Genomic DNA, 15659 nt, shown 5'->3' with positions numbered 1-15659 from the left:
TACTCCCCGTACTTTTATTTCATGATTTGCGCAAGAATCTTTTTATACTCCTTATCCTTATTATACTTCTTCAAGTAATCCTTTCTCAATTTATCGAGTCTATCGAAATCACCGTTATTTGCTATCGCATTGTACAAAAAGACAAACAACGCCGCATCTCTCAAAGAACCATCATAAAAATCAGCAAGATCGGCATATTCGTCTTCCAACGATTTATTCGGGGTAAACCCTTCTGCCTTATTACCGGCTTCCTTTCGCCTCATATAATCTTTATAAGTCGTGAGAAACGACATATACCCCCGGTTTCTTAGCGAAGCTTTATCCCCTCTCGGTTTATAATCGTTCAACACATCCCAGTATCCGTCAGCCAAACAATCCTGAATTTTCTTCTTGTGGAAACCTGCACTTGCATACGGGTAGTTAATCAGATTCGTCAGAAAAACCCCATCCAATTCCGACAATACATTATTATATACCCCAGGAGAAATCCGATCTCTCACCTGATCCAGAATACAGATCTCTTTTTTCCATTCAGACAACGTCTGGGCGTAATAATCTTTCGCTTCCACTAACGTCACGAGTGCCGCAGGCATATTTGCCTTATACCCGGCAGCTCGTCGAGCAGCCCTTATTTCCTGTAATGCGGTAGCGATAGCTACAGCCTGCGGGGTGCCCGTGTATTCGGCTGTTTTATGATATTTCCCATCATACACGATCTTGGCATGAATACTATCCCCCGGTTGCAGGCAAACATAAATCCATGTATTGATCCTCAACATCGTAATATCATCCAGCTCCACCGCTATTTCCATCAACTGGTTTTCTTGGTAAGGGAGTTCCGCATTTATCCCGTCTTTCTCCATGAAATCAAAATAAACCATATCCCCATTATATCCCTGAATCTCGGCAGTGATATAAGTCATTTTACCCTTCGCACCCGCGGGAAGTATAAAAATACATCCCAAGAGTAAAGCTAATATTATCCTTCTCATAACTTTCGTTTATTTTTTTCCTACAATCTCTTTTACCTTCGCTATCAATTCCTCTCCCCGCAAATTCAAGGCTACCACTTTCCCCTCCGGATCGATCAACACCGTATAAGGCACGGCTCTCACGTTACACAACTTCACGGGTTCCGTTCCCCACATCTTCAAATCACACACTTGTACCCACTTCATCCCATTTTTCTTCACAGCTGCCGTCCAAGCATTCTTATCTTTATCCAGGGAAATTCCCAAAATCTCGAAGTTTTTCCCTTTACATTCCTTGTACAGCTTCACCACGTTAGGCATCTCCCTCAGGCACGGTCCGCACCATGAAGCCCAGAAATCAATCAATACATATTTTCCCCTGAAATCCTTTACACTTACCATCTTGCCATTCTGATCGGGCAAAGTAAAATCAGGTATAGTGCTTCCCACGTTGAATTCAGCTAAACGAATAAACTCATCCAATTGTTTCGTGTAAGGGTGTTCGTTCAATTTCGAATCAATCGCCGTGCGCATAACTTTCAATTCCTCCAACGGCAACTGGTATCTCATTCCCCAGTAAATAAAGAACGGCGCCGTCACTTGATCCGGATACATTTTCACCATATCCTTCAGTATATCCAGATTTCTTTGTTTGCCATGAGCCGTACGGCGCTTGAATTCGGCATTTTCATACTCGTAATCCCGTTCTCCATACAGTTTTTTCTCCAGTAAAAATGCACGCATCGAACTATCCTCAAGATGCTTTATCAAAGCATTATAAAAACCGAAAATATCATTCGTGATCGTTCCTTTAGCTTCTGCATTCAAAAAGAACTCCGAATTCGACCGGATATTTATCACTCCATTCTCTAGGAAAAATGGAGTAATCGGGCTCAAACAATCCGGATCTCCGCTTTTAATAAAATACATTTTCACGCAATCAACCTTCGGTCCCTTGAATGTATAACGGTTATTCACTACCTCGCTGCTATCAGTCACCCTCGACGGACCCTGTATTTCGTCTTCTTCCACCAGATACACTTTATTCGCTTTGTACTTTCCCTCCAATACGCCACGAATCTCGTATCCCTCCACCTCTTTCTCCTGTCCGATTACCCAGGCTGACCACAAACACGCTACAACTAAAACAAATATATGTTTCATATCACAAATTATTATTTTTTACCCACGATCTCTTTTACCTTCTTGATCAACTCTTCACCCCGAAGGTCGAGAGCCACCACTTTTCCCTCCGGATCTACTAAAACCGTGTATGGCACAGCCGACACGTTACATAACTTCACGGGAAGCGTTGCCCAGCCTTTCAAGTCACTCACTTGAATCCATTGCATCTTATTACTTTTCACGGCATTTAACCACGCGTTTTTCTCCTTATCGAGGGACACTCCCACGATCTCAAAATTTTTCCCTTTGCACTCCTTGTACAATTTCACCACGTTAGGCATTTCCCGCATACACGGACCACACCAAGATGCCCAAAAATCCACTAGCACGTATTTCCCCCTCAAACTGCTAAGTGTGAAATCTTTCCCATCCTTATCCGGCAATTTAAAATCCGGCATATCACTTCCCACCTTAAACTCAGCCAAACGGATATACTCATCCAACTGCTTTGTATAAGGATGCCCGTTCAAACTCGGGGCAACCACTCCACGCAACTCCTTCAACTTGTCAAGCGACACATTCGCCTTCATCTCCCAAAAAATCATAAATGGCGCAATCGCTTGGTCATAATAACGTCTTACCACTTCCTCCTGCAATTCCAGCGACCGACGATTGTGAAAATCGGTACGAGCTTTAAAAGCCCTGTCCTGGGCTTCCGGAGTCTGATTCCGATCCAGTAACACATCGATGTTAGCCACCCGGCGCACACTGTCCATAATGTGCCTTACCTCTGCATTATAAGCATAGAATATTTCATTATTAGCTGTTCCTGCCACATTACAATTCATAAAAAATTGCGAATTTGCCCGGATATTCACGATTCCTTTTTCCACCCAGAAAGGAGAGATTGGACTCAAGCATTCCGGATCACCGCTCTTGATGAAATACATTCTTGGCACAGCCACATCTTTAATATTAAAAGTATAGCGATTATCCACGACCTCGCAACTATCGATCACCTTCGACGCCCCGTTAATTTCCTCCTCTTCTACCAAATATACTTTCTTTCCCTTGTAAACACCATCCAACACCCCTCGCACCACGCACCCTTCACTCTCCTGCGGCATTTTATTTTGCCCCAAAAGTCCGACACCGGACATTAAAAAACATCCCAATACTAGAAATTTTCTCATACAAACTGATTTAAGTATTTAATAAAATTACTTCACGTATAATTTATCTCCTTCCATTCTACACGACAAAGATGACGTCTCTCTAAGCCGTTGAATAAAAACATCAAAATTCTCTTCCTTGTAAACCACTCCCGTGTAAATAACCTTGGCACTTTCTTCATCCTCGAAAACGACCTCCACGTCATACCAACGTTGCAACACTTTCGCCACTTCCGACAACATCCTTCCCTTGAAAATATAGTGTCCCTCCTTCCACGCAATATAATCATTCACGTTTACCATCTTTATATCCACGCTTTGATTTTCCTTATCCCAACGCAATTGGCGATTCGGCAACAAATCATAGCTATCGTCATCCACGTGCGCCGCAACGTGCCCTTCCACCAAAGTAACCTCTGCAAAATTCTCATCGGCATAAGAATTAATATTGAATGAAGTACCCAACACCTCAACCTTCATCCCATTCAACACCACGAAAAACGGATGCTTCCGGTCTTTTGCCACTTCCAGGTAAATCTCTCCCTCGGCATACACGACACGCTCATTACCGGTAAACGCAACCGGATAACGCAATGACGATTTAGCATTCAACCATACTCTCGTCCCATCCGCCAGCGTAAACGTGAAATCACATTGCGACGGTGTCGTCAACGTGTTGTACACCATTTCCGATTTTGTTGAATCCGAAGTATTATATTGCATTCCTCCTGTCGTTTTCATCGTGATCCGCACGCCATTTTCCTCGTTCAACGTTATATCCTGATTGTAAAGGATCATTTCCTGCCCGTTAGAAAGCGTCAACACCGGAGCATTCCTTTTCACCGGCACCGTGTTCTCCGACAACTCCAACAATCCGTCGCCTATCTCTGCCCGATTAAAATAAAACAAAACAACAAATAAAGGCAAGGCAATAATAGCCGCATAACGTGAGATTCTCACGACCAAACGCCTACGCGTATTCTTTTTCTCTCTCCTCCGGATAAAAGAATCGAATGCGGTCTGCACATTACTACCGCTATATAGCTTTATCTTATCCTGCATTACCTTATCAGAGCATATCTTTTCATACAACTCTAGATTCCGTTCGGAAGCATTTTTCCACGCATCCAACATTAACTGTTCTTCACGTGTTATATCTCCGGATAAACTTTTATAAATCAATGCAGAAATCTCAAATAATATTTCTCTATTATGTTCCATAAAATCACATTTTTACCTATATCTTTAAACGTTCCTTTATTAATAGTATAAAAGGACATTCAAAATGCCTTAATGCCAAATATGCAATCATATTGGAAAACACTAATTACAAACGCCTTAAGAAAAAGTCGTATTCCAATGTAAAAAGTAATACTCAACGAGTAATAAAGGAACGTTTAATCACATTCTAAACTCAATTACATATATAAAACGCACAAGTTTTATTTAAGGGGGGGTACGAACCCCCAAAAAATAGAAGAAAAAATAAAAACAAATTGCTCTCGGGCAGGAAAGACGAATTCCGAACAAAATAATTTATCACATCAGAACCATAGCAACCCGATCAGACAAAGCAGTTCACCGTCCTTCAATTGGGCGGCTAACTTCTTTTTACCGCTACTCTTGTGTTCCTTCACGGTATCCAACGAAATATTCAGTTTCCCGGCAATCTCCGTCCCCGTCAATCCTTCAAGGGTCAACATCATTACCATTTTGCATTGAGGCGGCAACGTATCGACGGCAGCCATCAGCCGGGCATACACGTCTTCCTCCAACACCTTATCCCAAAAGTGTTCTTCTTCCGTCTGCGAGGACAAAATCTCCTGATAGTATTTATCCCGCACCTTCTGTTTTCTGAAATGGCTGATACACTTATTTTTCAGTGAACTATACAAGAAATATTTCACCTCATTCACGGTCTTGAACGTGTATCCGCTCTCCAACATCGAGACAAAAGAATCCTGAACCAAGTCCTCCGCCACGTCATTATCTTTCACGTAATAATTTGCCAAAGATTTCAACGCCACGTAGTAACACTGATACAAATATTGATAAGCCCGGTTATCATGCCGTGCTAACAAATCGAGCAAAGCATCTTGATCCAAAACCTCGTCCTCCATTGAAAAAAAGAAAAGAGGAGAGCGTTCTAACACCTCATAGAACGCTTCCCTCCTATATTATAAAACTAATTCTCCTCCGCGTAAGATTCAAGCGGATCGCAAGTACACATCAGATTACGGTCACCGTAACCGTCGTCTACACGACCTACCTGCGGCCAGAACTTGTTCTCTGCTACCCAAGCCAGCGGGTAAGCCGCCTTGCTACGCGGGTAAGCGTGAGACCATTCGTCTGCCGTTAACACCTTGTGCGTATGGGGAGCATTCTTCAAAACGTTGTCCGTCTTGTCAGCCTTACCCTCGCCCACTTCGATCATCTCCTCACGAATCGTGGTCAATGCCGCAATAAAGCGATCCAATTCCTCTTTCGGCTCGCTCTCCGTCGGTTCAACCATCAACGTCCCGTGAACAGGGAAAGACAAAGTAGGAGCGTGGAAACCGAAGTCCATCAAACGCTTGGCAATATCCAACTCGGAAATTCCGTACTCTTTGTTGAACATATTGCAATCCCAGATCATCTCGTGACCTACGCGACCTTTTTTACCTTTATATAGAATCTTGAAGCCCAACTTCTCGAATGAAGAAGCCAAATAGTTAGCGTTCAAAATAGCCATCTTAGTCACCATTTCCAGACCTTCGCCACCCAGCATCAGCAGGTAACCATAAGTCACGGGCAACATACCCACAGAACCGTAAGGAGCGGCAGCAACGGCATGAATACCCTCGTCACCACCGGTCTTCACCATCGTGTGCGACGGTAAGAATTTCACCAGGTGAGGAGCCACACAGATAGGACCTACACCGGGACCACCACCACCGTGAGGCATAGCAAACGTCTTGTGCAAATTCAAATGACACACGTCAGCACCAATTGTACCGGGGTTTGTCAAACCGCATTGCCCATTCATGTTAGCACCGTCCATGTAGAACAAACCGCCATTCTCGTGAATAATATCCGCCAACTCCTTGATCGACTCCTCGAAAATACCGTGAGTCGACGGGTAAGTGATCATAGCACCCACCAGATTATCACGATGCTCGATAGCCTTCTTGCGGAAATCCTCCACATCGATATTTCCTTCCGGGTCGGTAGCCGTCACAATAATCTTGAAACCAGCCATCGTGCTCGAAGCCGGATTCGTTCCATGAGCGGAAGCGGGAATCAAAATCACGTTCCGGTGTCCTTCCCCTCTAGCGATATGATATTGGCGAATCACCATCAACCCGGTGTACTCTCCGGCAGCACCCGAATTAGGCTGTAAACTACATCCGGCAAAACCGGTCACCTTGCACAACATATCCTCCGTTTCCCGGATCATCTGTTGGTAGCCTTCTGCTTGAGAAAGCGGAACAAACGGATGCAAACCGCCAAACTCCGGCCAAGTAATAGGCAACATCTCCACGGCGGCGTTCAACTTCATCGTGCAAGAACCCAACGAGATCATGGAAGTAGCCAAAGAGATATCTCTTCTCTCCAGATTCTTCATGTAACGCATCATAGCGGTTTCCGAGTGATATATATTAAACACGGATTGCGTCAAAATCTCATCCTCACGCAACATCGCGGGTTCCAACACCGTGCGGTCGTCAATAAACTCGACACGCTCGGCACTCTTTCCGGCAGCCTTGGCAAAAATACCAATCAACGTGTTGATTTCCTCCTCGTTGATTTTCTCGTCAGTAGACAAACCAACTACTTTTCCACACCCACAATCACAATAGAACAAGTTCATCTCCTGTTCCAAAGCGGCATCACGCACAGCCTCTTGAGTAACACCTTCCGGCAACTCGAAACGAAGCGTGTCGAAGAATTTCTCCACCTTCAACTTGTAACCCAACTTCTGGATTTCTTCAGCCAGAGTCACGGCAGCCGAGTGGATATGACGAGCGATACGCTCCAATCCCTCACGCCCGTGATAAGCGGCATAGAAACCTGCCATCGTGGCGTTCAGCGCCTTGGCAGTACAAATATTGGAAGAAGCCTTCTCCCGTTTGATATGTTGTTCGCGGGTCTGCAAAGCCAGACGCAAAGCATGATTCCCCTGTGCATCAATCGTTACACCGATAATACGTCCCACGATATTACGCTTGTACTCCTCTTTCGTTGCCATGTAAGCGGCATGAGGACCACCGTAAGCCATCGGGATACCGAAACGCTGGGTTGTACCCACAGCCACGTCGGCACCCCATTCTCCCGGGGCTGTCAGCAACACAAGACTCATCATGTCAGCGACAGCAGTCACCAGCGCACCGTTAGCGTGCGCACGCTCGGCAAAAGCTTTATAATCCCGCACTTCACCGTTAGCGGCAGGGTATTGCACGATAGCACCGAACACATCCGGGGTAAACTCAAATGTATCGTAATCACCATAAACCAACTCTATTCCCTGCGGGGCTGAACGGGTAATCAACACGTCCTTCGTCTGCGGGAACACTTGGTTATCCACGAACAATTTATTCGCTCCGGCTTTTTTCATCTCCTTGCCTCGCAAACCATACATCATGGTCATAGCTTCAGCAGCAGCCGTAGCCTCATCCAGCAACGAACAGTTGGCAATCTCCATCCTGGTCAACTCGACCACCATCGTCTGGAAATTCAACAAAGCCTCCAAACGACCTTGGGAAACCTCAGCCTGATAGGGAGTGTACGACGTGTACCACGCCGGATTTTCCAAAATATTCCGTTGAATCACGGCAGGGGTAATCGTGTCATAATATCCCTGCCCGATAAACGTCCTGTACAATTTATTTTTTGAAGCTACCGCCTTGATCCGAGAGAAAAACTCGAACTCGGTAAGAGGAGCCGGTAAATCCAACGTTTTCTTCAAACGGATTGATTCGGGTACGGTTTGCTCTATCAACTCGTCAAGAGAACTGACACCCACCACCTTGAGCATATCCTCGATATCCTCCGGACGCGGTCCTATGTGTCTCCACAAAAATTTGTCTGTTGCCATCTATTTATTCCTAATTATTAATAATTTATACTCACAATCATCGATTCGTCAACGATTGTGTAAAAATAGACATAATTCCGCTCAATACAAAAAAACAGGGAAGAAGTTATCGTATTTTCCCTCCTATCTCATCTATCCTAACTCTCAACTATTATCCAAGTATTAATCGCCTACCGCCCCAGGATTCCAAACATGAAACAAATGATACGAATCATCCATAAACCACTATTAAATAGTTTCGGACTGAAGCCTCCAAAGTTTTGAATACCTACCGTTGCATTGCATCAATTCGTAATGCGAACCTTGTTCTGCAAGTTTTCCATCTTTAAGTAAAAAAATTTTATCGGCATTTTTTATAGTGCTAAGGCGATGAGCGATTAATATGATCGTTTTATTTTTACCGCACAACTTATTTATCATGTTTTTAATCATTTCCTCGGATTCTGAGTCCAATGCCGATGTTGCTTCATCAAGAATTAATATCTCCGGATCTCGGTACAAAGCTCTGGCGATAGCAATCCGTTGACGTTGTCCCCCGGATAACTGCATCCCATTCTCTCCAATATATGTTTTGAGTCCTTGCGGTAACTTATCTGCAAAATCAGCTATACCTAAATCTTTACACAAACTATTTACTCGCTCCCAATCAGGCTCCAAATCATCAAGCAAAATATTATCAGCAATAGAACCGTTAAATAGGTCTATACGTTGAGGAACAGCTATAATTGCAGAACGTAAATCACTTGTACGAACATGCTTTATATTAATACCCCCGACAGTAATTTTACCAGAAACAAGAGGGTAAAGATTCTGTATTAATGCCACAATCGTACTTTTCCCACTTCCACTTTCACCGACAATCGCACTCACTTTACCCGCAGGAAATTCAATATTGAAATGTTCGAAAATAATTTCTCGCGAACCATATCTGAACGTAATATCATGAAACACGATATCCCCGCATGAAGCACGAGAGAACGGGATTTTACATTGGTCATCATCCTCCTGCTCTCTATCAAAAATTTCAAATAGTCGTTCAGCCGCAATCTTTGTTTCCTGAAATATATTATTAACATTCAACAAGGCAATTACCGGACTCATAAAATATCCTGTCAAAGAATTGAACGACATTAGCTCCCCTGGCGTAATAATTCCATCAAGGACAAAAGAAGTACCAGCCCCAAATAATACCATAGAAAAAAAACCAGAGAACAACCCTGATGCTGCACCAAGATTTAAATCATACATTCCAGAATTCCAACCAGTACGTGTTAAAGTTACAAATCTCTCTTCTGTTTTTAGATTTGCATAATCTTCAATTCCAAAACGTTTAATCGTCCCTGCCGCATGGATTGTTTCAACGAGCTGAGATTGCATATCAGCTCCCTGCTCCATAATTCTCCGCTTGATCACTTTATTTACTTTATTGTAAAAATAGTACATTAAGGCATATATCGGAATAGAAACCAACATAATTGCAGCCAATTTCCAATAATATGAAAACATCAAAGAAAATGAAACGATTACGGTAAACACATTTATTACAATTGACAGGAACGTTCCGTTTATAAAAGCATTGATTCGTGCAGCATCAGCCATCCTTGAGAGAATCTCTCCAGAACGCATCGAATCGAAAAACGATTGTGGCAATTTCAATAAATGTCGATAATATCCAAGCATTAATCGTGTATTCACCTGAATACCGGCATGCATCATCATTTTCGATCTCATGAAATTTATAAACACAGATAGCAATGTCGAAACAGTCAATATCACACAGATCAGATGTAACAGATTTAAATTGCGGTCAGGGATCACATAATCTATTATTTTCTGAATACAGATTGCAGAAATTAAACCTATTGCCGTATATATTAACGAACCGAACAAAGCTTGAACAAACACCTTTCGATGCGGCTTGAATAAAAACCAAAATCGGGATATTATCGAAACTTTCTCATTTCGCTTCACAAAATCTTCATCAGGAACAAGCAACAACAACATTCCGGTCCATATGCATGAAAATTCTGTGATATTTTGAACGTTAACTTTTCCGACCGCCGGATCCATGATCCAAATTTTATCTTTAGATATCTTGTATATGACAACAAAATGCAACAACCTACCATCAACTATAACATGTGCAATTGCTGGCAACGGGATTTTTTTTAGGCTTTGTATATTTACAATCTGCTTGCCTGCTTCCGTCTTATATGCCTTTACCCCTTTCGCCGCAAACCCCAACTTCTGGGCTGCTTCAACCATACCTAGAAAATTTGTGCCATAACGATCCGTATAAGCAATTTGACGGATTCTCGCTACTGGAATCCGAGATTCATAATATGCCGCAACCGAGGCCAAACAAGCGGCAGCACAATCTGTCACATCATGCTGCCTGACACAAACTCCACGTTTCATGGCTTCAAATAAATTATTTGCTTACCAGTATCTATATACATTTGCTGGAAATAGCGAACGAACGCTAGTGTAATTGTTTTTCGAGATTCATCAAAAATGCTCTCGTCCTTAAACGTTCCAATAATACAATTTTTGAAAACATACCCGTTAATTTTTATCGAGTCAAATATCGGGCACTCTCCCCCACGACTTTCACTTGTGGTAAACCCTCCATCACAAATCAAAGTAGTTTCACCTAATTTCCCATCTAGTTTTGAATGAAATTTTCCTGCCTCTCGTGAACTCCTAAAATAAGCGTTAATAATTCCATCAGCAGAATCAATACCTTCTTTTTTAGCATACCCCGTATCAAAAGTAAAGTTCTTGATCCAATTGGAACCAATTTTCAAATCGACCTTCATTCCTTTATATTTTACAATTTTAAAAGGAATTTGAATCCAATCTTTCAAATCATCAATAATGAAACTTGTGTTAGAAATTTTTACCTTGAATTTTTCGAAATCAAACCACCAATAAAATTGATTAATCACGTCACACCCGATAAAAGACAAACCCACCGTGGTATCAGCTAAAAATTTCACGTTTTCTTTAAGCGGCATATCAAATATTAGCCTTGAAACAGGCTCCGTGTAGTAGGAAAAATGCTTCTTGCCATATCCTTTCCACGCCGCAAGCGCACTGTCCCTCCTGTTCACTTTCAACCCGATTTTATCCAAATCCGGATCGGTGATCACAGAACCTCCAGAGCCGGTATCAAACATGAACCAATAACTGACTGTGTCTATCTTGATAGGAACAAAAAGTCCCCTACTTACGCTATCAAATCGACATTCAAGTTCCAACGTCTTGATATCTTGTGGATGTGGACGATTATTGCACGCTGCTATAAGCAGAGCCAAAACCATCATATTAAAACTTCTTATTCCTACCATAACATTCTGGATTTAGTCTTCCACAGGCCAACTGCATCGTATTACTTTTTTTTGACCGGGATACCCATATTCAACATGTGGTTGATGCCTTCCACACTCCACTACAACATATCCGTATTCTCCGATAACGACCTCAAACTCTACGGTATGATAACCTGTAGGCCCATTATTAACCAATGCATAAACAGCAGAAACCGCTCCAATAATCGTAAATACGACTCCAAGTATTGTCCAAGTAATCGGATCCAAACCACCGTTAACTTCAAGAAGTTCCCGTTGGCTCATTTCTTCTACATCGTAAACTGCCACGTCAAGTTTTCTCATAATCTATTTGTTTTTAAAGTTAGTATTACTCTATTTTAAAGGATTAATCCAATTTTCAACTTTATCGTAAAGCAAATCAATAATTCTACGTCGGTTAATTACGAACCTGCAATTCACACTCATTCCTCGTTTCAAATACCCTCTATAGCCATTTTTAAGCTCTAAAAAATTTTCACTTACACTACAATATACTTTATAAGCCATCCCTTGATAACTCATAATTGGCTGCTCTGAAATCTCAATCAATACTCCATTCAACATACCCCATTGATTATAATTATAAGCATCCACCAGAATCTTACATGGCAAACCTACTCTCAACAAACCAATATCCTTCGAAAGCACGTTACATTCAACACAAAACTCACTATCCGGCACAATTTCCATCAATTGCTGACCCAACAATACTCTTAAACCTTCTACTAATTTACCAGTATTTACACACACACCACTAATTGGAGAACAAACCGTATATTTACCATTGCTTTTCTGATCAATTATCGTGAAAATCGTATCCCCCTGCTTAACTTTTGCGTTTTCGCGAATATCATGAATTCCTAACACTCCATCAGCCGGTGCAATGATAACATTTACCTCCCCCCTATTTTGAACTGAACCTAAAGTTACAGTACCAACGTCAATAAATATGAAAAAAAATGATACGAATATCCCGATTATTGTAAAAATAATCACATTATATAGAATATTTGAACATTTTCCATGTTCATACACGATTTGCTCATACGACTGATTTACAATATCATCTGGGAAAATTTTCATATTTATCTGAATATCTTGCTGTAAATTTATACATAAATTTTGTAAATTCCAAATTTATACATACAAGTTTATTTTTAATAAACACCCACAGAGAAAAGTCATTTAATCACCTTCTGATAGCCTAACTGCGAGGTCGTGTCAAAAGTGAAGTGAACCCTAAAAGTTTTTTGTCTAACTTTTAGGGTTCACTTCACTTTTCCTTTCAATAACCATATTTATTCAAGTCTTGCAACAAAGGGACTCCAGCAACTTATCAATCACTCCGATAAATCCATTACCCAAAACCTGATTTACTGGTGCATCCTAATTTTTCATTTCAACATGCACAAACTGACATAAAAATCTTCGATTTTTACGCCAGTACCATAAAAAGTCAAGCCCTAGTCACAATTCTTTGTCTCTAAATCGGCAGTTGGCACGATAATTTGTATATTGAGGTTATAAACTTAAAATACCTCATCATGAATAGACTCAACAGAACCGTGACAGGGCTTGACGTCCACAAAGATAGTGTATTCCTTTGTATAATGGACAATTCAGGCAAGATATTCGAGTCGAAGTACGGTGTTTAACACCGGATTTGAATAAAATGGCTTCTGACATACAACGTTACGGCGTGTCAGAAGTGGCGATGGAAAGTACCAGTATTTACTGGATACCTATCTGGCGAGTGTTGGAAGGCATGTTTGATCAAAAACTGGTTAACCCTTATTTCATCAAACAACTCCCCGGGCGAAAAACGGATGTCAAGGACGCAGAATGGATCGCCACTTGTGTTTATAAAGAATTAATCAGGGGAAGTTATGTTCCTGAGCTTGTCATCCAGCAGCTTCGGCAGTACGACCGACGTATTTTTGACCTCAACAAGGAAATAGCCTGTAAACTGGTAAAGCTAGACACTTATTTACAACGCTGCAATATACGCCCGAGTAATTACCTCTCTACCCTTGACAGCAAAAGTTACAAGAAGGTCGTCAAACTATTAGCTCGAGGTATTTCTGACCCGAACGAGTTGATAAAATGTATTCACGGGCGCACGATTAACAAGCACGGGACGGGTTCCATACTCGCCGCATTGACCGGGGTGGTAACTGAAATCGATTCCGAGATCATCGGGATGCTTGTGACCGAGATCGAGATGCTACAAAGCCATAAAGACAAATGCCAGCAAAAAATGACCGAGATTTGCAACCTGTATTACCCCAAACAAATAGTTCGACTCCAGACCATACCAGGCGTGAAAGAAAGAACTGCCACATCCATTATTGCAGAACTCGGCGTTGACCTCAAAATGTTTGTTACTACTTCAGCGCTAGTTTCCTGGTGCGGCTTGAGACCAAGGAACGAGGAGTGCGCGGGAAAAATCAAAGGGCGGAAGATTACTCTCGGGAACAAATATTTGAGAAGAATGCTCGTTGAATGCGCTTGGGCGGCGGCAAAAACACAAGGATCTTTCTTTAACAAGTTCAGCTATATACAAGTAACGGCTAGAAAAAAGAACAAAATGAAGGTACAAGTCGCGATTGCCCGGAAAATACTGGTTGCCATATGGCACATGTTCACCAAAGACCAGGAGTATATTGACATCCTTAAAATTGCATCATAGATGGGGTTATTCCATTCATGATATACCCTCGATTGCAAGGTCAGTATCTTTGTGATGTTTACCAAACTCGTTTGACAAACAGGCTGAAGCTTTAGAGGGGATAGGACGCCAGTTTGAGTAAAAAGCTCGGAGAGGAAAGTGATTATATAAAGATGAAAGCTGACAACACGTGTTGTCGGAAAAGTTCGTGTTGACGTGTACTATACTAAAAAAAACAAATACTCTGATTTACAATATATTTAGTAGAAATAAACAGGAGACCAAGGGAAAAATTAAAATTTTACTCACCCAAAAGACTCTTCTTCAAATTCATTTCATAATATTGCACTTGATTGTTGACTCTGCCCATATATAACCCAATAATATTTACAATATGAAAACTATATTCTTAATTATCTTTGCCATTTTAGCAAATAGCAAAATATCAAACGCACAAATTTTAAAAGATTTCTCCGTAGAAAAACATGAAAAATTTATTGTAAAACCAAAATATCTCTCGGAACCAGATTTCACAAAAAGTTGTGGTTTCTATATTTTGGATCAAAAATACATGGGAAATTTAGTTGATAGTGTAAAAAAAGCAGTTATACCAGATAGTACTAGATTCACACCAGGTTCGTCTCAAATCATGCTATGCTTCAACGAATCTGGGAAAATATTCTATGCCTATTTATTTCTCAACAAAAATGATGTTCCAGGAGAAAAAATACCAGAAAAAGACCTTCGGAAAATTATAGATGGTTTCATGAAGATAAAAATAGACATGTCCAAAATAGATACCAACTATGAAACGAACAATAAAAAATTCGAATTCGGAATACTCACTCTCCCACTAAGAAAGAAAAACACCAAGAAATAATTGTAAACCATTCGGGGTGACTAAAAAGTTACCCCGAAACTTATCTCCATGTCGAAATGAAGTATTCAACGACTCGCAATCTTATCAATAACGCCGGATTCTTTATTCTTAGCGGGATAATCATGCTTTCACCCGTGATTGGCAACATATTCAACCAATGGGACGGGGTTTTTCCAGTATTTCTAATCTCTACCGTTTGCGCAACCATACTCCTCACCCAAGTTTGGTTAAGAAGCACAAACCACACTCCCGTCAAAATCACCACCACCGACATAGGCTTCACCCTTTACCTCACTTATGGAGTTTTAAGATTAAACATTTTTAAAGAAACATTTGACCCGATAACCCTGTGTGAATGGAGTGGGCTAACCGCCATATACATCTCGACAAGATGGGGA

13 protein-coding genes are annotated in these 15659 nt (G+C 41.4%); 2 read left to right on the top strand and 11 right to left on the bottom strand.

The features are described 5' to 3' along the window. Positions 1 to 14: 14 nt before the first annotated feature. The 10 genes from BN8899_RS10610 to BN8899_RS10565 form a co-directional block, all read right to left on the bottom strand. A complete protein-coding gene (locus BN8899_RS10610; RefSeq protein ID WP_026207470.1) occupies positions 15 to 992 on the bottom strand; it encodes a hypothetical protein in 978 nt (325 codons plus the stop codon). Between the two features lie 9 nt (positions 993 to 1001). Then, positions 1002 to 2135 carry a TlpA disulfide reductase family protein gene (locus BN8899_RS10605; protein WP_065219351.1) on the bottom strand — a complete coding sequence of 378 codons (1134 nt, stop codon included), beginning with the start codon at positions 2133 to 2135 and terminating at the stop codon, positions 1002 to 1004. A gap of 11 nt (positions 2136 to 2146) precedes the next feature. Next, on the bottom strand, positions 2147 to 3289 hold the full coding sequence (locus tag BN8899_RS10600; protein WP_231932326.1) for a TlpA disulfide reductase family protein: 1143 nt from the start codon (positions 3287 to 3289) through the stop codon (positions 2147 to 2149). A 27-nt stretch (positions 3290 to 3316) separates the two neighbouring features. Beyond that, a complete protein-coding gene (locus BN8899_RS10595; protein WP_018337551.1) occupies positions 3317 to 4489 on the bottom strand; it encodes a FecR family protein in 1173 nt (390 codons plus the stop codon). 323 nt (positions 4490 to 4812) lie between these two features. Beyond that, positions 4813 to 5388 (bottom strand): RNA polymerase sigma-70 factor, encoded by a 576-nt coding sequence (locus tag BN8899_RS10590; RefSeq protein WP_065219349.1) that lies wholly within the window; start codon positions 5386 to 5388, stop codon positions 4813 to 4815. 65 nt (positions 5389 to 5453) lie between these two features. Further along, the gene (gene gcvP / locus BN8899_RS10585; RefSeq protein ID WP_065219348.1) at positions 5454 to 8342 is read right to left on the bottom strand and encodes an aminomethyl-transferring glycine dehydrogenase; all 2889 of its coding nucleotides are present in this window, start codon (positions 8340 to 8342) and stop codon (positions 5454 to 5456) included. A gap of 228 nt (positions 8343 to 8570) precedes the next feature. After that, the gene (locus tag BN8899_RS10580; RefSeq protein WP_065219347.1) at positions 8571 to 10760 is read right to left on the bottom strand and encodes a peptidase domain-containing ABC transporter; all 2190 of its coding nucleotides are present in this window, start codon (positions 10758 to 10760) and stop codon (positions 8571 to 8573) included. Then, entirely contained in the window at positions 10757 to 11692 is a 936-nt protein-coding gene (locus BN8899_RS10575; protein WP_065219346.1) for a retropepsin-like aspartic protease, read from the bottom strand. Before BN8899_RS10575 ends, BN8899_RS10580 begins: the two co-directional genes overlap by 4 nt. 12 nt (positions 11693 to 11704) lie before the next feature. Beyond that, positions 11705 to 12016, bottom strand: coding sequence for a hypothetical protein (locus BN8899_RS10570; protein ID WP_065219345.1), 312 nt, complete (start codon positions 12014 to 12016; stop codon positions 11705 to 11707). Positions 12017 to 12046: 30 nt separating this feature from the next. Then, a complete protein-coding gene (locus BN8899_RS10565) occupies positions 12047 to 12796 on the bottom strand; it encodes a putative HlyD family type I secretion protein (protein WP_065219344.1) in 750 nt (249 codons plus the stop codon). A 589-nt stretch (positions 12797 to 13385) separates the two neighbouring features. Between BN8899_RS10565 and BN8899_RS10560 the strand changes: the two genes are divergently transcribed. Together BN8899_RS10560 and BN8899_RS10555 are read left to right on the top strand one after the other, a co-directional pair. Beyond that, positions 13386 to 14402, top strand: a complete 1017-nt coding sequence (locus tag BN8899_RS10560; RefSeq protein ID WP_231932324.1) for an IS110 family RNA-guided transposase — start codon at positions 13386 to 13388, stop codon at positions 14400 to 14402. A gap of 373 nt (positions 14403 to 14775) precedes the next feature. Continuing rightward, positions 14776 to 15261: a hypothetical protein gene (locus BN8899_RS10555; RefSeq protein ID WP_065219343.1), complete on the top strand. Its 486-nt coding sequence runs from the start codon at positions 14776 to 14778 to the stop codon at positions 15259 to 15261. A 40-nt stretch (positions 15262 to 15301) separates the two neighbouring features. On the opposite strand, the gene BN8899_RS20950 is transcribed toward BN8899_RS10555, so the two are convergent. Beyond that, positions 15302 to 15535: a hypothetical protein gene (locus BN8899_RS20950; protein ID WP_187376854.1), complete on the bottom strand. Its 234-nt coding sequence runs from the start codon at positions 15533 to 15535 to the stop codon at positions 15302 to 15304. Positions 15536 to 15659: the final 124 nt, after the last annotated feature.

This window comes from Butyricimonas sp. Marseille-P2440 (assembly GCF_900091675.1).
Lineage (GTDB): Bacteria > Bacteroidota > Bacteroidia > Bacteroidales > Marinifilaceae > Butyricimonas > Butyricimonas synergistica.
The sequence above is the reverse complement of the archived record's forward strand: the minus strand, read 5'-3'. Positions and strand labels throughout refer to the sequence as shown.

What these genes read in the sequence shown, in the direction of transcription:
- BN8899_RS10610 (WP_026207470.1), bottom strand. Translation starts at nt 992, where the DNA reads ATGAGAAGGATAATATTAGCTTTACTCTTGGGATGTATTTTTATACTT.
- BN8899_RS10605 (WP_065219351.1), bottom strand. Translation starts at nt 2,135, where the DNA reads ATGAAACATATATTTGTTTTAGTTGTAGCGTGTTTGTGGTCAGCCTGG.
- BN8899_RS10600 (WP_231932326.1), bottom strand. Translation starts at nt 3,289, where the DNA reads ATGAGAAAATTTCTAGTATTGGGATGTTTTTTAATGTCCGGTGTCGGA.
- BN8899_RS10595 (WP_018337551.1), bottom strand. Translation starts at nt 4,489, where the DNA reads ATGGAACATAATAGAGAAATATTATTTGAGATTTCTGCATTGATTTAT.
- BN8899_RS10590 (WP_065219349.1), bottom strand. Translation starts at nt 5,388, where the DNA reads ATGGAGGACGAGGTTTTGGATCAAGATGCTTTGCTCGATTTGTTAGCA.
- gcvP (WP_065219348.1), bottom strand. Translation starts at nt 8,342, where the DNA reads ATGGCAACAGACAAATTTTTGTGGAGACACATAGGACCGCGTCCGGAG.
- BN8899_RS10580 (WP_065219347.1), bottom strand. Translation starts at nt 10,760, where the DNA reads ATGAAACGTGGAGTTTGTGTCAGGCAGCATGATGTGACAGATTGTGCT.
- BN8899_RS10575 (WP_065219346.1), bottom strand. Translation starts at nt 11,692, where the DNA reads ATGGTAGGAATAAGAAGTTTTAATATGATGGTTTTGGCTCTGCTTATA.
- BN8899_RS10570 (WP_065219345.1), bottom strand. Translation starts at nt 12,016, where the DNA reads ATGAGAAAACTTGACGTGGCAGTTTACGATGTAGAAGAAATGAGCCAA.
- BN8899_RS10565 (WP_065219344.1), bottom strand. Translation starts at nt 12,796, where the DNA reads ATGAAAATTTTCCCAGATGATATTGTAAATCAGTCGTATGAGCAAATC.
- BN8899_RS10560 (WP_231932324.1), top strand. Translation starts at nt 13,386, where the DNA reads ATGGCTTCTGACATACAACGTTACGGCGTGTCAGAAGTGGCGATGGAA.
- BN8899_RS10555 (WP_065219343.1), top strand. Translation starts at nt 14,776, where the DNA reads ATGAAAACTATATTCTTAATTATCTTTGCCATTTTAGCAAATAGCAAA.
- BN8899_RS20950 (WP_187376854.1), bottom strand. Translation starts at nt 15,535, where the DNA reads ATGTCGGTGGTGGTGATTTTGACGGGAGTGTGGTTTGTGCTTCTTAAC.